Origin of the sequence: Draconibacterium sediminis (assembly GCF_000949475.1) — a bacterium.
Classification (GTDB): Bacteria; Bacteroidota; Bacteroidia; order Bacteroidales; family Prolixibacteraceae; genus Draconibacterium; species Draconibacterium sediminis.
Window position 1 is genome coordinate 101,901 of the sequence record NZ_JRHC01000006.1, and the last position, 21,985, is coordinate 123,885.

Annotated in this window: 22 protein-coding genes and 1 pseudogene; 10 read left to right on the top strand and 13 right to left on the bottom strand. The window is 36.2% G+C overall.

Features of this window, described 5'->3' with window-relative positions; all coding sequences use genetic code 11:
• Positions 1-39: 39 nt before the first annotated feature.
• The 4 genes from LH29_RS19340 to LH29_RS19355 all read right to left on the bottom strand — a co-directional run bounded on the left by LH29_RS19340 (position 40) and on the right by LH29_RS19355 (position 4,619).
• The gene (locus tag LH29_RS19340; RefSeq protein ID WP_045032923.1) at positions 40-1,950 is read right to left on the bottom strand and encodes a SpoIIE family protein phosphatase; all 1,911 of its coding nucleotides are present in this window, start codon (positions 1,948-1,950) and stop codon (positions 40-42) included.
• A 51-nt stretch (positions 1,951-2,001) separates the two neighbouring features.
• Positions 2,002-2,871: a PfkB family carbohydrate kinase gene (locus tag LH29_RS19345; protein ID WP_045032925.1), complete on the bottom strand. Its 870-nt coding sequence runs from the start codon at positions 2,869-2,871 to the stop codon at positions 2,002-2,004.
• A 63-nt stretch (positions 2,872-2,934) separates the two neighbouring features.
• Entirely contained in the window at positions 2,935-3,681 is a 747-nt protein-coding gene (fabG, locus tag LH29_RS19350; protein WP_045032927.1) for a 3-oxoacyl-[acyl-carrier-protein] reductase, read from the bottom strand.
• Positions 3,682-3,881: 200 nt separating this feature from the next.
• Positions 3,882-4,619, bottom strand: a complete 738-nt coding sequence (locus LH29_RS19355) for an SIR2 family NAD-dependent protein deacylase (RefSeq protein ID WP_045032928.1) — start codon at positions 4,617-4,619, stop codon at positions 3,882-3,884.
• A 111-nt stretch (positions 4,620-4,730) separates the two neighbouring features.
• On the opposite strand from LH29_RS19355, the gene LH29_RS19360 reads away from it, so the two are divergent.
• The 10 genes from LH29_RS19360 to LH29_RS24085 all read left to right on the top strand — a co-directional run bounded on the left by LH29_RS19360 (position 4,731) and on the right by LH29_RS24085 (position 13,486).
• Positions 4,731-5,540, top strand: a complete 810-nt coding sequence (locus tag LH29_RS19360) for a DUF4422 domain-containing protein (protein ID WP_045032929.1) — start codon at positions 4,731-4,733, stop codon at positions 5,538-5,540.
• Positions 5,540-6,943 (top strand): tRNA uridine-5-carboxymethylaminomethyl(34) synthesis GTPase MnmE, encoded by a 1,404-nt coding sequence (gene mnmE, locus LH29_RS19365; RefSeq protein ID WP_232302866.1) that lies wholly within the window; start codon positions 5,540-5,542, stop codon positions 6,941-6,943. The genes LH29_RS19360 and mnmE overlap by 1 nt, the downstream gene beginning before the upstream one ends.
• A gap of 239 nt (positions 6,944-7,182) precedes the next feature.
• On the top strand, positions 7,183-8,106 hold the full coding sequence (locus LH29_RS19370; RefSeq protein ID WP_045032930.1) for a helix-turn-helix domain-containing protein: 924 nt from the start codon (positions 7,183-7,185) through the stop codon (positions 8,104-8,106).
• Between the two features lie 2 nt (positions 8,107-8,108).
• On the top strand, positions 8,109-9,209 hold the full coding sequence (locus LH29_RS19375) for a site-specific integrase (RefSeq protein WP_082063853.1): 1,101 nt from the start codon (positions 8,109-8,111) through the stop codon (positions 9,207-9,209).
• 5 nt (positions 9,210-9,214) lie between these two features.
• Positions 9,215-9,913, top strand: coding sequence for a hypothetical protein (locus LH29_RS24080; protein WP_052671101.1), 699 nt, complete (start codon positions 9,215-9,217; stop codon positions 9,911-9,913).
• Between the two features lie 103 nt (positions 9,914-10,016).
• Complete coding sequence (locus LH29_RS19385) at positions 10,017-10,388, top strand: helix-turn-helix domain-containing protein (RefSeq protein WP_045032933.1); 372 nt, start codon at positions 10,017-10,019, stop codon at positions 10,386-10,388.
• Between the two features lie 12 nt (positions 10,389-10,400).
• Positions 10,401-11,474, top strand: coding sequence for a DUF6371 domain-containing protein (locus LH29_RS19390; RefSeq protein WP_052671102.1), 1,074 nt, complete (start codon positions 10,401-10,403; stop codon positions 11,472-11,474).
• 103 nt (positions 11,475-11,577) lie between these two features.
• Positions 11,578-11,922, top strand: coding sequence for a MobC family plasmid mobilization relaxosome protein (locus tag LH29_RS19395; RefSeq protein WP_045032934.1), 345 nt, complete (start codon positions 11,578-11,580; stop codon positions 11,920-11,922).
• A complete protein-coding gene (locus tag LH29_RS19400) occupies positions 11,919-12,818 on the top strand; it encodes a relaxase/mobilization nuclease domain-containing protein (protein ID WP_052671103.1) in 900 nt (299 codons plus the stop codon). Before LH29_RS19395 ends, LH29_RS19400 begins: the two co-directional genes overlap by 4 nt.
• 14 nt (positions 12,819-12,832) lie before the next feature.
• Positions 12,833-13,486 (top strand): hypothetical protein, encoded by a 654-nt coding sequence (locus LH29_RS24085; protein ID WP_052671104.1) that lies wholly within the window; start codon positions 12,833-12,835, stop codon positions 13,484-13,486.
• A gap of 330 nt (positions 13,487-13,816) precedes the next feature.
• On the opposite strand, the gene LH29_RS25175 is transcribed toward LH29_RS24085, so the two are convergent.
• From LH29_RS25175 to LH29_RS19445, 9 genes and pseudogenes are all read right to left on the bottom strand, one after another.
• Complete coding sequence (locus tag LH29_RS25175) at positions 13,817-14,050, bottom strand: helix-turn-helix domain-containing protein (protein ID WP_045032935.1); 234 nt, start codon at positions 14,048-14,050, stop codon at positions 13,817-13,819.
• Positions 14,051-14,262: 212 nt separating this feature from the next.
• A pseudogene (locus tag LH29_RS25180) lies at positions 14,263-14,524 on the bottom strand (RteC domain-containing protein).
• Between the two features lie 327 nt (positions 14,525-14,851).
• The gene (locus LH29_RS19415) at positions 14,852-16,135 is read right to left on the bottom strand and encodes a M1 family aminopeptidase (protein ID WP_045032937.1); all 1,284 of its coding nucleotides are present in this window, start codon (positions 16,133-16,135) and stop codon (positions 14,852-14,854) included.
• Between the two features lie 368 nt (positions 16,136-16,503).
• The gene (locus tag LH29_RS19420; RefSeq protein ID WP_157493767.1) at positions 16,504-17,178 is read right to left on the bottom strand and encodes a hypothetical protein; all 675 of its coding nucleotides are present in this window, start codon (positions 17,176-17,178) and stop codon (positions 16,504-16,506) included.
• Positions 17,179-17,234: 56 nt separating this feature from the next.
• Entirely contained in the window at positions 17,235-18,227 is a 993-nt protein-coding gene (locus LH29_RS19425; RefSeq protein ID WP_052671131.1) for an alpha/beta hydrolase, read from the bottom strand.
• Between the two features lie 136 nt (positions 18,228-18,363).
• Positions 18,364-19,302, bottom strand: coding sequence for a helix-turn-helix domain-containing protein (locus tag LH29_RS19430; protein ID WP_198152517.1), 939 nt, complete (start codon positions 19,300-19,302; stop codon positions 18,364-18,366).
• 242 nt (positions 19,303-19,544) lie between these two features.
• Positions 19,545-19,964 carry a PaaI family thioesterase gene (locus LH29_RS19435; protein WP_082063859.1) on the bottom strand — a complete coding sequence of 140 codons (420 nt, stop codon included), beginning with the start codon at positions 19,962-19,964 and terminating at the stop codon, positions 19,545-19,547.
• A 211-nt stretch (positions 19,965-20,175) separates the two neighbouring features.
• Positions 20,176-21,033, bottom strand: a complete 858-nt coding sequence (locus LH29_RS19440) for an SDR family NAD(P)-dependent oxidoreductase (RefSeq protein WP_045032941.1) — start codon at positions 21,031-21,033, stop codon at positions 20,176-20,178.
• Between the two features lie 130 nt (positions 21,034-21,163).
• A complete protein-coding gene (locus LH29_RS19445; RefSeq protein WP_045032942.1) occupies positions 21,164-21,778 on the bottom strand; it encodes a radical SAM family protein in 615 nt (204 codons plus the stop codon).
• Positions 21,779-21,985: the final 207 nt, after the last annotated feature.

A 21,985-nucleotide genomic window follows, 5' to 3' on the forward strand; every position in this document is an offset into this window, starting at 1 on the left:
ATACTTTAAATGAAAAAGGAGGTTTTTACCTCCTTTTTTTTATGCTTTGTAGTTAAAGACCAGCATGGTAATATCATCGGCTTGTTGAGCATGCCCCATGTACATTTTGAAACTCTTTTCTAAACGTTCAACAATTTCCTTTGGGCTTTTTCCAGTCAGTGATATCAGGTTATCAACAAGTTGATGGTTACTGTACTGCTCGTTGTTTTCGTTTAGCATTTCGGTAACTCCATCAGTATACAAAACAAGCGTATCATCGCGGTTCAGTTGAATTTTAGCTGAACCATAAGATTTGTCGGAATAAAGCCCTAATGGCAATCCATGCGACTGTGCCAATTCTTTTACTTTCCCGTTTTTGGTTAAAACATATCCGGGAGTGTGAGCGGCATTGCAGTATTCTAAAATGCCCGTTTTTACATTCAGAACGCCCAAAAACAGTGTTAAAAAGAACTGATGATAGTTGCTTGTACACAATTCTTTATTTACTTTTTCAACAATTATATTTGCTTTCGGCACCAAAGCATTTGTTTTAATCGTTGTTTGCGCAACACTCATAAAAAATGCAGCAGGAACTCCTTTCCCCGAAACATCGCCCATGGTTAAAATCAGGTGTTCATCATCAATAAAGAAGTAATCAAACAAGTCGCCACTTACTCCTTTTGCCGGTTGGTAAGATGAATACAGATCAATGTCAGTACGATCCGGAAACGCAGGATATATTGTCTTAATAAAACTTTGCTGTATTTCGGAAGCCTGATTCATATCTTCCTGTCGCCGTTGTTTTTTCTTTTGCTCGTCGGATTGTGTTTGCAGGTATTTTTCGTACCACGATTTCATGTAATTCAAACTCTCGGCAACCTGAATGATTTCATTTTCAGGAATATCCTTGTACGGTCCGGTTAGATTACTAAAACTTTTTAATTGTTTGGTAACCAAACTCAGTGGTTTTATTTGTTGGTTTATAATGTAAGTTACGGTTAAATAAATGATGAGAATTCCCAAAACGGAGAAAAACAACATCTGCAGCACTGGTAAATATAAAGGTTCAAACAGTTCCTTGTAGGGTAAAACAGAAACCAAAACCCAACCATTTTGCTGAATAGGAACATAATAGACAAGGGCTTTTTCGAAGTTAAATAATTCGGGATAAGCAATTAAAGTTCCCGGTTTGGTTTCGGCAAGTACCTGTTTGGTTGTTGCTGTAATATCTTCGCGAAGAACTTTTTCATGAACGTCATAAATGCTGCGGTTAAGAATCCAATCGTTTACGGGATGTGTAATATAAACACCGTCGTTCGACATTAGAAAAGCAAATCCTTCTTTTCCAATTTTCAAGCTATTCACCTGCTTGTTCAATTCATTTAACGACAACTCGCAGATTACTTCTCCAACCCTCTTTTTCTGCCCCGAAGGAGTTTCAACCATAATTGGTGAACAGTAAGCTGCAACAACAATATTGTTTCGTTCGCACAAATAGGGCTCCGACCAGCCTTCATCTTTCTTTTTAATCAGTTTCTCAAATTGTACCTGCTCATTCGCACACGACGAAATATTACGACTTCCACGTTGCACCGTTATAGAATCACGATCCCTGTATGTAAAATAACTCCAATACGGCAATTGGGTAACAGTTGAATCAATCTTCACATAAATGGCATTAATAAAGGGATACTTGATAACCAGGCTTTGAATAAACAAATCGGCATGATCTTGCTGACCATAAAAAATAACCTGATCGGCAATATTTCCGGCAACCTCAGATGTGGTAACAATGTAACGCTGCACCTGGCTGGTTACATGATTACTTTGCGACATTGCCTTATTTTTTACACTTTCTTTTATAAGTGATTGATTGAAGATAAAAAATATACCAATAAAAGCAATAAATACCCCTATCACTGCAAGGGAGATATAAACACTCAACCGATATGCAATTGATTTATTTAACATTATTCTTTTATTGTTCCCGAATAAAACAATTTACGGATTATTTTTCAGATGTCAGGCATTATGATCAAAATTTAACCATTTCCGTGTACCCTTAAAACCACAGGTAAACGAAGCCAATGCGGCTGCTTTTTGTATAGCGCTTTCGAAATCAGTGATTTCAAGAAAATAGTAACAAAAAGCACCATGTAAAAAATCTCCTGCACCAAGCGTATCTTTAACCTCAACTTTAGGTACAGTAACTCTCCCCTTCTTTTCTTTTGATAAAAATTCAATTTCAGATTCGCCGTTTGAAATAGCCACCGAAGATATGTTTTTATCTGTCATATAATTAAAAAGGTCTTCGCTGGTTTCACATTTTGGAGGCATAAAATCGGCTGAACATATGGCGATGTCAACATAGTTTAAAAGATGTGCAAACTGGGGCTTCCAGCTACCACAATCAGCAACTACGGGTATTCCCTGTTCTTTACAAATTCGCACACATTCCAAACTAAACTCAGGATAAAAACCATCTATAAGAAGAATCTGTGGTTCAACCAGGTCTATTAGTTTTTGGGGCAAAATCGTACTCTTAACTTCTGTTGGATTATGCGTAACGATGGTTCGGTCACCATTTTTTGAAGTTAACACGGTGGCTAAAATAGTTTCAAATTCCTGGCCGTATGCCAAATCAAAATGATCTACTCCAACACTGTTCAGATCCTGATCAATAAACGAGGAAAAAGCATTCAGCCCGCAAGGACTGGCCAGCGTTGCTGTTTTATTCAAATACGCAAACGCAACGGCTGCATTGGTTGCAGGGCCACCAACTAAAATATCCGGATTACCAGTTTTAATTTTAGTATTGGCAATCGGAATATCATCTATAAAATACTGAATATCAATTGTAGTGAGTCCTACAAACAAGGCTCTGTGTTTCATCAAACACAAAGAAACAAAAAAAGCTGCCCTTTCAGACAGCTTTTCATTATTTTATAACGTTTTTTATGTGTTCATTGCACCACAAACAGTAATAACCTGTCCGCTAACATACGATGAAAGATCGGATGCAAGGAAAGTAGCAACACCTGCAACTTCTTCCGGTGTTCCACCTCTTTTTAACGGAATTGAGGCTTCCCATGCTTTACGTGCATCTTCCGGAATTTTACCGGTCATTTCAGTAATAATAAAACCAGGAGCGATGGCATTTGAGCGAACACCACGAGAACCTAGTTCGCGTGCTATCGACTTGGTGAAACCAATAATACCAGCTTTGGATGCCGAGTAGTTCGACTGACCGGCATTTCCGCTAACCCCAACAACTGAACTAAGGTTAATGATTGAACCTGAACGTTGTTTTAGCATCGTACGCTGAGCTGCTTTTGTAAAGTTAAACACTGATTTCAGGTTAACGTTAATTACTGCATCCCACTGGTCTTCAGTCATTCGCATTAACAACGTATCTTTTGTTATACCTGCGTTATTTACCAATACATCGATACGGCCAAATTCTTTAACAATTTCGTTTACAACCCGGTCGGTATCTTCAAAATTACTTGCATCAGAAGCGTAACCTTTGGCTTTTACGCCATAAGTTTTTAATTCCTCTTCCGTGGCTTTCATATTGTCATCTTCAAAAAGATCGGTAAAGGCAACATCGCACCCTTCCTGTGCATACTTTACAGCAATTGCTTTACCAATACCGCGAGAAGCGCCGGTAATAATCGCTGTTTTTCCTTCAAGTAATTTCATTCGTTTATAATTTTAATTAAAATGGTAACATTTTAGCCTGATCAAGAAACCCTCGGCTAAAACCAAAGTTACCCTATTTGTTTTCGTAGCGCAAATATAAATTTTCTTCAAGTTATACCGAAAATGATACGTAGATTAATTGCTTTCAGGTGGAAGTATATGCCACGCTACAATAAAGTTCAAACATTTGGTTGAAAAGTTCAAAATAGCAACTCACCCAACTGATTTAAAACGTCGGTGGCTTTTCCTTTTAAATGAATATCGGTAATTGCCGAGGTAAAAATGGTTTCCTCCGGATTAATCTCAATAATTGTTGCCCCGGCTTGTTTGGCAGTACGAGGGACGTACGATGCCGGCGTTACTTCGCCTGTTGATCCAACAATAATGCAGACTTCAGCTTTTTCGGCCGCAGCGAACGAATCGGCATAAGCATCGTGAGGTATTCCTTCGCCAAAGAAAATAAAGTCGGGTTTTAGCACATCTTTATCATTTACACATTTGGGCGGAATATTTTCAAAATCAATATCTCTGGCATCATAAACCTGGCCGCACTTTAAACACTTTAGCTTTTTCGAATTTCCATGAAACTCATAAACTGTCTCACTTCCTGCTTCGTAATGCAGATTATCAATATTCTGAGTAACAACAGCATTCAACAGCTTATTTCTTTCCATTTGTGCCAGTATCCTGTGTGCATCGTTTGGTTTGGCATCAGCAAAAAAATCGTAAAATATCTCACGTATATAAGTCCAGCAGTGTGCTGAATTATTCAGAAAGTAGCCCAAATCAAGTACCTGTGGATTGTATTTGTTCCAAAGTCCGTGCTCTCCGCGAAACGGCGGAATTCCACTCTCAACCGAAATTCCTGCACCGGTAAACGCGAATGTAAAATTTGATTCTTTTATCAGCTTTGCTGATTCTTTTAATAATGTATTCATATATCCCGAATTGAACTTATCAAATAATAGCAGACATGAAAATAAGAAAAAAAGGGCACGTTTGGTTTATTACAATTCAAAGATTAGCTTTGTGCTTTTCTAAATTAGGACATGAACCCACAAAAAGAATTTAGGATATATTCATTCTTTTATAAACCCATAAAAGTTGACTTTCTCAACGACTCGTATATTACTGTTTGGGCCGGAAAAAATAACAGAAATGAAGTTGAAGGATTTTGTGGCGATGATAGCGGCGATCATATTTCTGCTAAAAATAATAACTATAGTGAGCTGACGGGCCTTTACTGGGTTTGGAAAAATACACAAACCAAGATTGTTGGAAGTTGTCATTATCGCAGGTACTTTACCACTGCCAAAGAGCCGTTAGCCTATCGAATAAAACGTTTACTTTATTTTCCGTCAAATTTATGGAAGAAACGTTATGGATTAATCTACACCGCTAATATCAACTATTGGAGAAAGCAACTATTAAACGAAAATGATGCACTAAAGATTTTAGAGGAATATGATGCCATCCTTCCGGTAAGACGCAAATTACGCCAAACTATAAAGCAGCATTATTCTAAATATCATAGTGCCGATGATTTAGTATTACTTGAAAATATTTTAAAGGAAAAATCTCCTGAGTTTATACCGGCTTTTAATAAGGTTTTAAATCAGAACCGATTATTTGCCAATAACATGTTTGTATTGAGAAGAGTTGATTTTGAAGAGCTGATGGAATGGCTGTTTGATACATTATTTAAATTTGAGAACAGGGTTTCGAATGAAAAATACAAAGGTTATCAGGAGCGGATATATGGTTTTCTCTCTGAACGACTAATTACAGTTTGGGTTGAACACAAAAAACTAAAATATAAAGAACTACCTTTAATATATTTCAAGAAATTGAAGAAATAATGAATATGCTCGATCAATCAACAATATGTGCCATATCAACATCGCCCGGAGTTGGTGCGATTGCCGTTATTCGTCTTTCAGGTAGTGATGCTATTGCAATATGCGACAAGGTTTACGAAAGTCCGAAAACAGGCAAATCACTTGCCGATCAGGCCGCAAACACCCTTCATTTTGGGAAAATCGTTTCAGCCAACGAAACGATCGACGAAGTGGTTGTAGCGTTGTTTCGTGCGCCTCATTCGTTTACCGGCGAGGATATTATTGAGATTTCGTGCCATGGTTCGGTATATATTCAGCAGCGTATTTTAAATGTACTGGTTGAAAACGGAGCGCGCCTGGCATTGCCCGGCGAGTTTACACAACGTGCCTTTTTAAACGGAAAAATGGACCTTTCGCAGGCCGAGGCTGTAGCCGATGTAATTGCATCGTCGAATGCGGCAGCACATAAACTGGCCATGAATCAAATGCGTGGTGGTTTTTCAAAAGAGATTGGCTCATTACGCGATCAGTTGTTACATTTTACGGCCATGGTAGAGCTTGAACTTGATTTTAGTGAAGAAGACGTGGAATTCGCCGACCGTACTGCATTGCGAAAACTTACAGAAGAAATTGAGGCTTTATTACGCAAACTTAAAGATTCGTTTCAGTTGGGAAATGCCATTAAAAATGGAATTCCGGTGGCCATTGTTGGCGAAACCAATGTTGGGAAATCAACGCTTTTAAATGCTTTGTTGAATGAAGACCGTGCTATTGTTTCCGATATTCACGGAACTACACGCGATGTAATTGAAGATGTGGTAAATATTCGCGGAACGGCTTTCCGCTTTTTTGATACAGCCGGCATTCGGGAAACAGAAGACCAGATTGAAACCCTTGGTATAGAGCGAAGTTACAGCAAATTAGAACAGGCAACGGTGGTTTTGTTGGTAGTTGACACCAATAACCCCTACCCGCTTGTTGAAAGTCGTATTCAGCATATTCGTGAGCGAATTGCCCCGCATCAAACATTGATTATTGTTGCCAATAAAATTGATTCCGGTTTGCGCGATACCATTCAGCAGATAGAAGTAATGGAACTTACCGATAATGAAAAAGCGGTATTTATTGCTGCCAAACAAAAGGAAAATCTGGAAGAGCTGATTGATTATATGAGTCATTCCATAAATCTGGAAGAAGCTGAGCAACAGGATGTAATTGTTACCAACGCCCGTCATTACGAAATCTTAAAAAATGCGCATGAAGCCATTTTTCGTGTACTAAATGGTCTCGATATGCAAATTACAGGCGATTTTCTTGCGCAGGATATTCGCGAATGTTTACATTACCTGGCTGAGATCACCGGAGAAGTTGGAACTGAAGAGGTTTTGGGACATATTTTTAAGAATTTTTGTATCGGAAAATAAATTCAGATATTCCTAATCACCAAAACACATAAGCACCTATCAGTCAAAGTATTGTTTTTCAGTACACTTAGAGAGAATTTCAGCTTTTAGCCATAATTCCTTAATGTTTCGCTCATTTTTGTACCTCATTTGTATTTATTCTGAATTTTACGTAATTTAGAAATATAATCTATGCAATATAATGTAATATTTGGACTAATATATACTATAGTTTAATAATATAAGTTTAAATAAGCGAAATGACTAAGAAAAATTTGGAAATTATAAAAACATGTATTTGGTGTAATAAAGAATTTATTGCGCAGAAAACAACTACAAAATATTGTTCACACAGTTGTAATAGTCAAGCATACAAAGCTCAAAAACGTGAAGAAAAGATTAGGAAACAAAAAGCTGACAATCTACTATCTATAAACACTCCATATCTGGAAAAACTTAATACAAAAGATTTCCTGAAAGTAAATGAGGTGGCTGATCTTTTAGGATTGTGTAAACAAAGTATTTATAATCTAATTCAATCTGGGCAACTTCCAGCCTCTCGAATTTCATCACGATTAACCTTGATAAAACGAAAAGACATTGATGAAATGTTTGAGAAAGGAAAGAATAGGATAATTCCTAATCAAGCTGGTGCCAGAGAAGTATCCACGACTTTTTATTCTATTTCAGAAATTGAAGAATTCTACAATATCGGAACGACATGGGCATACAAGATTATTCGGGATAATAATATTGTTAAAATAGTCAAGAAGGGCAAAACCTATTATAGCAAAAAAGACTTTGATAACTATTTTAAACGAAAGGGAAGAATTAATCATGAAGATATTACTGATTGGATTACAGTCCCAGATATATGTTCGGAATTTTCGATGACAAGTTCTGCTGTCTATACTTTTGTTTCCAGACATGATATTCCCAAAACCAAAAAAGGTAGAACGGCACTTTATTCAAGACGACACATTCTAATTGCCAAAGGGGAAAAGGCACCTTCTGAAATCCCCTATTATACTGTCCAGGAGGCAATGCAAAAATTCAACATTAGCCGGGACGGTCTGTATGGCCTAATAAAGCGAAATAATATCGATAAGGTCAAAGAAGGAAAATACATAAAGATTGCAAAAGATGAATTAGACAGAATTTTTTCACCAACAAACACTGAATAATTATGGCTTGTGTAAAAGTTACTTTAAGAAAACGTGCGATTTCAAAGGGAAGATTATCGCTTTATTTGGATTATTATCCTGCTATAAGGAATCCATATACGATGAAACTGACACGCAGAGAGTTTCTCGGCATATACGTTTACAAAAAGCCAAGGACGGAGCTTGAGAAGGAATATAACCACGAAGTACTGAACAAAGCTGAAGGTATTCGAGCAATCAGGGTACAATCGCTAATAAATGATCAATTTGGATTTCTGGACAAGCATAAACTTAAAGCAGACTTTTTAGATTACTTTTACAAAATTGCCCTAAAGAAAGATCAGAAGTGGATGATGGTATATGCTCATTTTGAGAAATTTGTGAATGGCAGATGCTTATTTGAGGATATAACGGTTGATTTAAGTAGGAAATTCAGGTCATATCTACTAAGTGCAAAACAGCTAAAACACACAAAATTTCCCATTTCTCAAAACTCTGCAGCCTCCTATTTCTCTACATATAGAGCTTTGTTAAAACTGGCTTATCGGGACAAATTAATATTTGAGAATATAAACGACTTTCTGGAAAGCATTGAAACCGTCGATACCAAAATTGAATACCTGACATTGGAAGAACTCAAAACGCTTGCAGCAACTCCTTGCGACATATCTGTTTTGAAGTCCGCTTCATTATTCTCGTGTTTGACCGGATTACGGATCAGCGATATTTTAAACTTAAGGTGGGATAATATTATTCCTGCATCCGAAGGTGAGTTTTGTATGCGGTTAAAAACAGAAAAAACCGATACGGAAACAACATTGCCTCTAAGCAATGAAGCTCTGCAATTATGCGGTAAACGCAGTAATGGAAGAGTTTTTAAAGATCTGGAGAGAAGCATGACTTTTCAACCGTTGAAGAATTGGGTTGCCTCGGCCGGAATAAAGAAGAAGATTACATTTCACTGTTTCCGACATACTTTTGCCACCTTACAGATAGCTCTTGGAACAGATATTTACACCGTTTCTAAAATGCTAACTCATAAAAACGTTTCAACTACTCAGATTTATGCCGATTTAGTTAATGAAAAGAAACGGGAGTCTGCCAACAAGATTAGTTTAAAATAGTTTCTATGACGATTAAGAAACCGGAAAATATTATTCTTATTCTTCTTGTTTGCTGTGCCATTTTGGTTTTGGCAACATTAACAAGGTATTTTTGCTTATTAACAAAGCTTGATTTGTTTACTGCGAATATCGTTTTCTTAATTGTCGTTGTATTTTCAGTGGCTGTGTATATCAGTATTAATAGCCTGATCGATTATTTTTTGCTACCCAGGATAATTTCTTCTAAAGTATTTGAGAGAAAAGAATCTGCTAAAAATGAGATAAAAACAGGTTTGAAATATATTCCCAACAACGTCCCGACTAATGAAATACGCGAAACATTTCAGGAAACATCAGATCAAAAAAAGCAAAAATTATTAAAACAAGCTCTCCAATATTCCCAAGAAGTTTTTGCTCCGTACGCATCAGATCCTGAACTTTTAAGACTGTGTACATTTGTAGAAATGTATTCAAATGGTGAAGAATTAAAATCGATACAACCAATAAAAGTTGACAAGCAATTAAAAGCTAACGACATCTATCATTATGGGTGGAATATTTGGAACCATTTTCGAATAACAGACCAACTATCCATCTCCCATTTTCTTAAAATGGTGTTTGCCCCTACCCTTCAGGAAGTGAGTCAAATCAAGACAATCAAGAAAAAACTTAGAATTCCTGATGCCAACTGCTATATTCCAATTAAGTACAAACTCGACGACTAAAACATTATAAATTCCCGGTGTTTCTAAGGTGTTTTTTTGGTGATTAACAGGCACCAGTAAAACACCTTTTTCATTTGTACACAAACAATTATAAACAGTTGCCATGTGTAAAGATGAAATTACATTCGAAAAGTTACCGGAAGCTGTAGGCTTTCTAATTCTTGAAGTAACGCAGTTAAAAAATCTGATCGAAGAAATCCAAAGGCCGGATATTCCGAAAAGGCCAATCGAGATCAATGAGGCTTGTAAAATTCTTATGAAAGCCAAATCGACAGTTTATACCCTTGTCCGAAAAGGAAGCATTCCCTACTACAAAAGTGGCAAGAAGCTCTATTTCTATGAGGATGAATTATTGGAGTGGATAAATACAGGCAGAAAAAATAGTTCAGCCGGTATCCATTCGCATATTCCTGCAATAATGACGCCTGAAGTTCTATCAGAGGATTATTCCATTCCATTTTCAAAAAAACGATAAACACCAGCTAAGATGAATACTTTTAGATTTAAACTTGAACCATATCATGGTTCTTCAACAAGACATACATGCCCTGCTTGTAATAAGAAGAATGTATTTGTAAGATATATTGATACAGAAAAGCAGATTACCTTTCCCAAAAATGTGGGAAGGTGTAACCGTGAAGAAAAATGCGGCTATCATTATACGCCCAGTCAATATTTTCAGAACAACAATTACATACTACCTAAAACACGTGAAACCTCCTTCCCTTCCAACAGTACTCCTGAAACCATTCAATCAATAAGTTTTATAGATAAGGAACTATTATACGAAAGCCAGAGGTCCTATAAGTATAATAATCTGTTTCAGTTTCTTTGTTCACAAATTGGAGAAACTGCAACTCTGGAACTATTTGCGAAGTACAAACTTGGAACTTCTAAAATATGGGATGGAGCAACAATATTTTGGCAAGTTGATTCCAATGGAAATATTCGCACAGGTAAAATTATGCAATACTCCCCAAAAACAGGGAAACGCATAAAACATCCGTTCAATCACATCTCCTGGGTACATTTCCGAAATAAGCACGAAGATTTTAAACTCAAGCAGTGTTTTTTCGGCGAACACCTGCTTAATGAAGATACTTCGAAACCAATTGGAATAGTAGAAAGTGAGAAAAGTGCTGTAATTGCTGCCCATTTTTTTAAAGATTACCGTTGGATCGCTTCCGGTGGAAAATATGGAAGTCTGAATACCAGTAATTTTAAAATCCTATCAGATCGAAAAGTGGTTTTATTTCCTGACCTGGGTGCTTTCAAAACATGGCACAGAAAAGCCAAACTTATGAAAAGATATGGCATCGATATTCGAATTTCTGAGTTTCTGGAAGGCTTAAGTAAAACTGAAAAGTTACCAGCCGGTTACGATATTGCAGACTATTTAATCGAAAAACTAACGCCGGAGACCAAGTACAGTACAGAGCAAATGATAAAGCAAAATCCAGCTTTAAAATTGCTGATTAAAAAGTTTGAACTAGTGCCGGACGATAGTCTGAAGGAGGAAATCACGTTGAATTTTTCTCAACGAAAACAACTGAAATTATAAGGCCTCAAAAGCTAATACCCTGTCAGTTTTATGCGAAGCAAGTTTATGTTTTGGTATTACCAAAACCCTTGCTTCTGCATCCCGCTGGTCTAAGTAGAAGAAAATGAACAGTTATAAAAAAGGTGGTAGACCCATAAAAATTGTCTCCGAAAAGAAAACTTATATCGTCAGTTTGAAGATGTCAACTGAAGAATATTATACGCTAAAAGGTAAAGCTTCAGAAGCCAAAACATCAATGAGTGAGATTATCCGACAGTCTATTGCTTCATGCACAATAATTCAGAGGTTGACACCTGAGCTGAACAATCAAATCAGAAAGCTTTGCGGAATGGCTAACAATCTAAATCAAATAGCGAAGAAGGCTAATGCGGGAGGATACAAAAATGCCAGAACAGAGTATCTGTATTTAGTCGGTGAGATTGACAAAATCATTGACCAAATTAAATGATCGCAAAAATTATCAAAGGAAAAGGTTTTAAGGGAGCGGTGGAATATGTACTTGACAAAAAGAAGGCAGCCGAAATTCTTTCGACAGATGGAGTTAGAACCAAAAACTCAAAAGCTATTATTCAGAGTTTTATACAACAGACAAACCTGAATACCAGAGTGACCAAAACGGTTGGTCATATTTCTCTTGATTTTTCTGCTCAGGACAAGGATAACCTTAGTAATCCTAAAATGGTGAAAATTGCTCACGAATATATGGAGAGAATGGATATTAAAGACACCCAATATATAATCGTTCGCCACTATGACAAGGAACATCCACACGTTCACCTGGTCTTTAACAGAGTAAACAATCAAGGCAAAACCATTTCAGATAAAAATGATCGCTTTCGCAGCGAAAAGATCTGTAAAGACCTGACTTTTGATTTCGGACTCTATTTCGCGAAAGGAAAAGAGAATGTAAAAGAACACCGTCTGCGAGAGCCGGATAAAACCAAATATGAAATATACAATACACTAAAAGAGGTTGTTCCTAATTGCAAGTCATGGAATGCCTTGATTCAAGCCTTGAAAGAACAAGGAATAGAAACTTCTTTTAAATATAAAGGGCGCACAGACGAGGTTCAGGGAATAATATTCGTAAAAAACAACTTCAAATTCAATGGATCTAAAGTTGACCGGCAATTTAGTTTCTCCAAAATAAACAGGCAAATACAGCAAAATATTTCGCGTGAATCCAGCATCAATACAAAATATAGTTGTGGACATGAAATGAATCCATTGGTAGATCTATCATTATCGGCATATAAATACAGGCATATTGACAGAGAAAACCATAGTTCTTCTGTAAATCTGAGGAAAAAGCGAAAGAACAGGGATCGAGGATTAAGCAGGTAATTAAATAATTGAATATGAGTAACAATAGTTTAATAGCAGCCATGTTTGAGGAAATCAAAAAGAGGCTGTCAACAATTGAAAAAGAGATGGGAAACTACAATACTGATCAAAAGCCCAAAGAAGATACTCCAAAACAAGAGCAACGGCAGAAGTTTGTTTCGGCCCATACATTTTTGAATCAAATCCAACGGATCATAGAAACCTCGTTTCAAAGAAAATTTGATACGACTAACTCAGAAATTCAGCGAACTAAATCTGACATTACAAATAGCATTAAACAGTTAGAAACAAGTATCGAAAGTTTAAAATGTTTTCCCAAAAAGAAGAAAAAGCTGATTACTGTCGATTCTTCTAAAACCTTGAAGATAGGTTCTATTATGATTTTAGTATTGCAATTTATTAGCATTGGCGGTCTGATGATCCAAAACTCAAGACTGGCTGACAACGATCTGAAATATAGATATATTAATTCCCTTCAAGGAATTGATTCAAAAGGTTTGAGAAATATGGAAACAGTATTTCATATCAAGCGAGACAAAGAATTTATAAATGACATTCGAAAAGCTGTGGAAACATACGAATTGAATATTAAAAAAGCGCTTAAGGACAAAGGAAATGTTATCTATCCTGAACCTGCATATTCTCCTGATGAAAGCTTGCGAAAATGAACTCCATTCAATTTAAAGGTGATTCCAAATCACAAACAAAAGTATTCAATTCAATCCAATAAGCCTGCGGTTGCAAAAGACTTCGGCATAAACGCAGCGGATGAATAGTCAAGAGTTTTTGAAAACGATTATACTTTTGCATGAATACACCTTTCTCATACTTCGAAAGGAAAATTCATTGCAAAAACAGCGGTAAAAACACTTGACTATTAATGCGCCTCCCCCGCTTCGATTATCATCGTCCATTTATTCCGATTCCTTTTGCAATTTGGATTAAATTGATTTTTGAGTGTTTACGATTTGGAATATGAGCCTTATTCCGGAGGATAATCAACCGGAATAATAGAACATCACTCCCCCAACCTTTGTATAAGGGAGTGTACCATTGGTCCGCATGTTCTGTAGAGTCCTTGATGATACCCCCAACAGTTCGCGAATCTCACTCGACCATAGCCACCTTTTACTGGGTTGCCCGTAATGTTCCTTTAATAGCTTTTTGAATTCATCTAATATTTCAATTTTGAAAAGCCTTAAATCATCGGTAGTTAAAATTTCTGCAGGCAAACATTACAATTTTTAGTTAGACATTTATTTCCGCTCACAAATTGCGATGATCTGCGCATTTTTTTCCCAAGGCGCACCCAACTTGGGAAAGGCTCATTTTGAATTAAGAAACGCATTAAAACCTTACAGCAAACATCCCTATCCTACTGACCTGTTACAATTTAAAAGCTCAGAAAGCCGCAAATTAAAAAAGAAGTAATTTTTTCACTTCTTTACATTTCATCCAACTCATCCATTTTTTTCAAAAGGATCTTACTGAGCTTGTCCAGGTACTTGGTACGCTCATTTTTACGGTTACGGATGTCCAGGAATACATGGAAGATATCACCCAACTTAATATTGAAAACCTTCGAAAGCATTTGCTATCTCCTTTAAATCAGCTTCTCCATTGTCAGTGGACTCCAGATAGTAAAACCCATAGATCAGTTCAACCAGCGACACCTTGGAATCAGTCCACTTCAGGGAAGACTCCATCACTTCCTTTTCTGCTACAGACTTCTATTCAATTTCCTGTTGGTGCATTACCTCCTCAGTAACCAACCCCTTCAAACAATCCAGTGCCACCTCAAAATAGAAAACAAGAAACACGAATGAATACGTTACAAATATTTATTATTTTCAATGCAAGAATGGAAGGTTTTTGAACAGCTTTTGGAGGGGTCAGTTAAGACCGGCACATGCATTCTTAATACCAGAAGTTCCCATTTGCTCCCATAACCTTGTTCTATTCTTCGGAATTGAGCTCCCAAATATTCCTATTTTTTTCGTTCAGTTCGACTATATTCATATCTGTATTCAATACTATTTCGTTTTTAATTCATTTATGAACCAATCTGTAATTTCCTGACCTTCATGCTCTTCAAGGATGTTAAGAAAATTTTTTGTAGAATGGATATCATCCGATAAAAACCTATTTAAAAACTCATTGAATCTACTCTTTCCAATTTTTTCTTCTAAGCTGAATAGCAATAAAGGTGCTTTATTGTAGAGCAAAGAATACGCATTCTTGCTCATTCTGTCGAATTCCCATAAAGGATCAGAGTTCTTGCATGATTCTTTCTTTTTGCTTAACCTGGTGTGGAAAGATTCTTCTCCAAATAAATCGCGTATAATAGCAAGTGCTGAATATTCTGCAATACCTTCATTTAACCAATCTTCCCAAGAGTTTACATCAGCTTTAAACCACCATAAATGGGCGATCTCATGGGCGAAATATCTATAATATCGTTCCTCTTTATCAAAATAATCTCCGGGGTGAAATCCCCCTAAAAATATACCGCCAATCCTTGCATAACCACCACCAGTTTCTCTTTTGGAAATTATCACGGTTATTTCATTTTTTGCTTCACCATACAAATTTGAAAGTTTAGCGTAAATCAGGTTGAAATCATGATGTAATTTTGGCAATACAGAATCTGGGACATTGTGATGATAAATAGATGAAGTAAAATCACCTTGAGTGCTATGAGATAATAGCACGTCCTTTGAAGCACAAACTACAATATCATTTGTAGGATGCTGATTCTCGATTATATAGTTCGTACCATTGAAAGTAGTTTTCCCCATCCCAAATACATTGTAACGTTTATCTATTTGAACAGTAACTTTATAGGTATATAAACTAATATCTGAACTGTATGGAAACCATGGATAATAAAGACCTAACTCTGTCCAATCTTCAGAAATAATATTGCCAAAATATTTTGGCAACTCGGAGAGTTTTCCTTTGTACGAGAAACTTAATGCGATAGTATTGTTCTCAATTCTTATTGGTTTCACAGGGGCTAGGTTAACTGCACTAGGCATGTAACCCATTTTAATTGCGCTTGTATCCTTCTTAAATTGAACATCCTGGCAAGAGATAGTTTCAATAAACAAGGAACTATCCAAATAAAAAGTAGTCCCGTCACTTGAAATAGTGCCGGGTGGTATTATCAACTTTCCTTTAACTTCAATATGTTTTTCAACCGGATCCACAATTAGGAAGATTTCGTAATGAGGATTTTTACGATCATTTTGAATGTTACTTTTACAGGACAATAGGGCAGCACTGAATAAAAATAAAACCATTAATTTTTCCATCATGATATTTCTTTTTCATTTAAATGAGAACAAGAGGATTAGGAACATTATATGCATTCCCAAATCTGCCACTCTTACCAACAATATCTCCTTGATTTACCCAATCACCAACAGCTACATTGACGCCTTGCATATGAATCATTGTGATTTGAAATATATTTCCGCCAATGCGAGATGTCTTGCGGTAATAATGGCCATTAGTCTCTGCATAATCGGAAACTTCTGTTATTGCTTATTATATAGTCGATTTAAATTAAAACAACTGTTATTGCTGATTAATCAGCAATAACAGTTCGGCAATTAAAAGAAGAATACTTATAATTACCAATATAAGAAAAAATATCTTTTCTATTTTCTTGTTCATCTTTTCATCAAAACGATTTACTTATTCCAACTTTGGCATAAAAAGGTACAGTAGGATTATCTTCAAAATCTTGTCCGTATGTTTTTCCGAAACGCAAATACAGATTTGTCGATTTTATGCTAGCATTGGCTTGTAATCCGAGCTTAAAATTCCCGCCTGCAGTGTTATACCATCCGTCTGTTATCTCGGGATAGTAGTCTTTGGTAATGCCATTCTTAATTTTGGTAATCTCCGAACGATCGTAAGTAAATTCTGCAGCTATTCCCCATTTGGATTTCTGATAACCAAATAAAGTTGACAAGCTAGATCCAAAATTCAAAAGGCTGGCAACTTCCGATTCAAATTTTCTGGTAATAACCGAAGCTTTAGCCGACCACCATAAATTATTGTGGCTCCATATCTTCGTCTGAAGTCCTATTCTGGAGTTCCAATCATCGAATACGTCTTCACCAAACGGAACACTGAATTCTGCATCAACAATCAATGGCAATTTTGTATTTCCAATATTATATCCGTAGGTTAAACCATAATATGAGCAGTTATCTTCTCCCAGACTCAGAGTAACAAAATGCTTTTTCCCATTTTCAACTTCGTTCCAATTAATATCCTGGGCGTTTACAATGCCTGCTTTTAAAGTGAGTAAAAAAACTAAGGATATGATTATTTTATTTATTGTTTTCATTTGTGTTCTATTTATTGTTTTCTGATTGTTTAAAATTTCTTTGGTTTTCATTTTGCCTATTGTATTTCATTCAAATAGCTTAAAACCTTTGGATACATGTCGTCCCAGCCGAAGTAAAACATTTCGTGGCCTGTACCCAGAACAATTTCTATCTCTTTGTTTGGGAAAGGAGCAGCTACTTCTTCGGCCCAATCTTCACCATAAGCTTCGTTCCATTCGCTGTACATAAAAAGTACCTTTGTGTTATAGTTTCCAAGATTATTTTTGAAATCGAATCCATGTTCAGACACATAATCATGTGAGGCACTGTGTGCAACGGCGCCGCTTCTCCAGTGTGGATAAGGACCGGGATTACCAATGGTGTTTCCTTCGGCCGTTTCGAATGAAATCCAAAAACTTTGCTTGTAGTCCAGTATCTCATGTTCGCTCCTACCTGCAAAAACGTGGTCTGGGAAAATGGCATCGTTTGTTGCTTCATTGAAAAGCTCAACTTCCAGCGACCGTGATAAATATTCCTCCATCTGGTCGAAAGTTAAACCTCCTGGCTCAGCCAAAATCAATCCATCAATAGCATCCGGATATTCGTTTACATAACCGGCAGCAAGCATTGAACCCCATGAATGGGTTAGCAGATTTACCTTTTGATTTTCATCGTAACGATAATATTCAATAACTGCTTCCAAATCATCGAAATACATTTGTACTGTGAAGTCGTCAGCGTTATGCCGCTGTGATAAACCCGCTCCGCGTTGGTCGTAGAAAACTACGTAATAACCATCGTCAACCAAATCGCGGCAGCAAAGTAATGAGCGGTAATCTCCTCCCGGGCCACCGTGGATAACCACAATCATCGGATCTTCAGGATTCCCAAAAGCTTCAGCATGAAGCATTGTACTATTTACTGTAATAGATGGTAAGGATGGATCCTCATCCACAGTTCGCGGGACCAACAGCCCGGGTTCATCCATTTCATAAAAATCATCTTTACTGCAACCAAAAACTAGAAGGATTGCCCAGATAAAAATTGATAACTTAAAAATTTGTTTCATCGTTTTCATGTTTGTTCTTTTTAATTGTTTAAAATTCGTTACAAACATAAAGCGAGAAACAAGGCGCATCGCTTCAGCTTAGAAGCTGGTACCCTCTTGTGGTGTCAGCCTGAAGGCTGATACTCTGCAAAGCTTGTTACTTGCTGGTAATCAGTGAGAAATATTGAGATGGTGTTTGACCTGTACTTTTCTTAAAATACCGGTTAAAAGATGACTTTGAGTTAAAGCCACATTCAAAAGCAAGTGAAAGTAGCGTTAATTGTTGGTTTTTGGGAATAGCAATAAGTCGTTTGAATTCTTCTACGCGATAGTGATTTACAAACTCATAAAAATTCTTTCCTTCTTTTTCATTTATCACTTGCGATAAGTAATTGGGATGTACGGTAAACTCTGATGCGAGCTCGTTTATAAGCAAATCGTTTTTTGTATATGGTTTTTCTTCATCCATATAATGGGTCAGCTTACGATACAACTCCTCCGACGCATCTTTTTTCAGGCCTGATTTTAAATATTTACCCTTTAGTTTTTGCTCAGTGCCATGTTGTTGTGGATATACCGCAACTTGTCTGATTCCAAAAAATCCCATCACAAATACAAAAAAAGTAACGGTAAGAAAATCATAGTAATCATCCACATCCAGAATAACGACAAACCAAATAACAGCCATTCCCCATAAAAGAATACGAAGCCATGTGAGATCTCGTTTTTCAATATCAGAGAATTGATTTAGGATATTCTTTTTATGGCGTTCCAATAAAATAATCGACCATACCTGGTAACCTATTCCAGTAATCGCATAGGCTAAAAATAGAAGCTTCATAAAGATCTCGTACCCTACTCCATTGTTTTCATAGATGAAGATCTTCTCCTGCGCCGGGCGTAAAAAATAAGGAATCAGATAAATGTAAGCAGCAGTTATTGGTACAAAATGTAGCGCCAGAAAATTTCTTTTTTTTGGGAGTTGCCTGGTGGAAGAAGCAACGTATAAGTACAACATTACTCCATGAATTAGAGGAAGTGGTAACCCAAATCCAAGTAAAAATGGATAATTCAGGTCTTCCTTGGTGTAGTTCATAAAAAACAAAAACATGTGCACCGAAATAAGGAACATCCAAACAACCAGAATTTTGTCTGATCGAGTTTTGTTCTTTTTAAATAGCAGCATCAACTCAAAGAAGACCGCAATGCTTATTCCGGCAATAAATATCATTAGCTAAAATTTATTATCCACTCCAATTCCAAATAAAACTATACATATTTAAATACTTTTATAACATTTCCCAAATAAAATTAAGTTTTGTCATATCCTGTCGCCAGCTAATTCATGATAATAAACCAGCAAAAAACGGAACTAAATACCCTTTCTCTTGATGTGTTATAAAGATCAACCTTTACTTTTATATTAGTCCTTTTTCTGCTTTCCAGCTCCAACAACGCCTCTTCTCGATCTGAATTAACATAGTCAGCTTTTGAATAAACGATACCATTTGCCGGTTTGCTAAATTTGATTTCTGCTTTTCGAACTACCGGAACTACTTTGTTGACAACAGTTTTAAATTCTTCTAACAAAAATTCGCCACTTGTTGCTTCTGCCAAAATAAAAAGTGCTCCTGCATGGAGCGTTCCGAGATGATTTAATAATTTTTCATCAGGCGGCATAGTAAAAATATAATCAGTAGACTTAGCCATTTTCTTAAGTCCTGTATGTTTGTTCAGGGGTAAATCAATTGTATTCATAAGTGCTATTTCTAATAGTATGGTTCGTATCTTCTGGTGTAAAATCCCGACACATTGTTCTATTTAGTTATTTGAATCGATCAAGCCAATCAAGATTATCTATCTGTTTTAAAAGATTTTGCGAGCAGAAAATATGCTACTTAATAAAATTACATCTTAGATTATAAAGTAGTTTTCATCCAAGTAAAAACCATAAAAAACTTAATGGAATTCAAACTTTGTTTGCTTCTCGTAATTTTTTACTCTTCTCTATTTCTTCAATTTTCCTTTGAAATAAGTAGCGTACCAGCGAGCTGTTTGTGTAAAGCCATTTAGTAAAACGTTTTTTCCTTCCTGGAATAAAAACAGTTCTTTTATTTTTTTCTAACGCTTTCAGTGATTGCAAAACCACGCTTTCCGGTGTCATCCATGAAGAATCCGGCACTGCACTTTTGTCAAAATTCTTTAAGTCTCCAACCTCGTGAAATTCGGTACTTACAAATCCGGGACAAAGTGCTTGTATTTTTATGCCTAAGCCTTTTACCTCGGCTTTGAGGTTTTCGGAAAAGGTAATTAGAAATGATTTTGTAGCATCATACAAAACATTGCCCGGTGTTAATATATAAGCACCCAATGATGAAACATTTATTATAGCACCGTGTTTCCTTTTAATCATAATTTGGAGGGCTGTATGGCTAAATTGTATTGGTGCTGCCATATGCACATGAAGCATATTCATATCTTTTTCAATGGGTACATCCGCAAAATAACCCTGCGTGGCAAATCCGGCATTATTAATCAAGAAATCAAGATTTGATATTTGTTTAATACTTTCTGAAACTTTATTAATGTCTTTTGCAAGAGCGAGATCGGCTCGAATTATTTCACACTTTATAGAAAATTCTGATTGAAGTCTCGTCGCAATTTCATGAAGTCGTTCACTCCGTCGTGCAACTAAAACCAGATTAAATCCAAGTTCTGCAAGCTTATTAGCAAAACATAGTCCTAATCCAGAAGAAGCTCCTGTTATTACAGCACATCCTGGTTCGTTAAAATCCCAAAAAGCCTTCTTTTTCTTTAATTCTGTCATTTTTTTTAATTTGATTGTTTCGATATTCGGCTTAGCATGAACGCTAACGAATTGGAGATATAAATGTTACACTGTCTCTTCGTTTCTGAATTCATGACATCCACAAAGGCAAGCAATCATCCAATACTTACTAAAATTTTAAGCTAAAATTTAAATTTTTGTTGCTTATGTAAACTTCGAGTTCAGCTCGCAGCTTCAACCAATAAACATGATCTTTTGAAAATATTATCGTTTCAATCTCTTCAGCACTTTCCAGATAGTTTTTATACAGAATTTCTTCAAAACGAATCCAGTCCTCTCCCCTTTTATCATTAAAACTCAAAGCATGTAACTCAATATCATCTGTTATGTGTTGAACTTCAGAAACAATCGCTTTGGGATCTGATATTTTTGGAATAATCGGACCAATTTTTAACGATGTTTTCACACCTTCAGCTTTAATCTCACGAAGAGCCTGATTCCGATTCTTTTTATTCAAAGTATTGAAATCAAACAGTTCGTTAATTTTATCGTCGTTCGAAGCAACCGATAAACAAACCTTCGAGGCAGGCATCTTTTTCAGAATATCGAAATCTCGTTTAACAAGATTTGATTTCGTATTTATGTTGACTGAAAAACCTTTTTCTAGTAAAACTTCCAATACGATTCTAGTCTGACAAAGACTCTCTTCCAATACCTGGTACGGATCGGTCTTATATCCGATAAGAATGGTTTGTGGCTCAATTTCATCGAGTTCTTTTTGCAATTTTGTACAAATATCTCTTTGAATTTTTATTTCATCATTCCAACTTGTTTTGGAACAATTTGAGTTAGTAAAATAAGCGAAACTGCTCTGATGACCAATATAAGGGTCGATGTAATATTGAAACTGCTTTTGGCTACAAGTCCTTAAAACAGAATTACTTGAACAAAATGAAATTCTCATTATTAAATACTGTTATCAATTTTTATA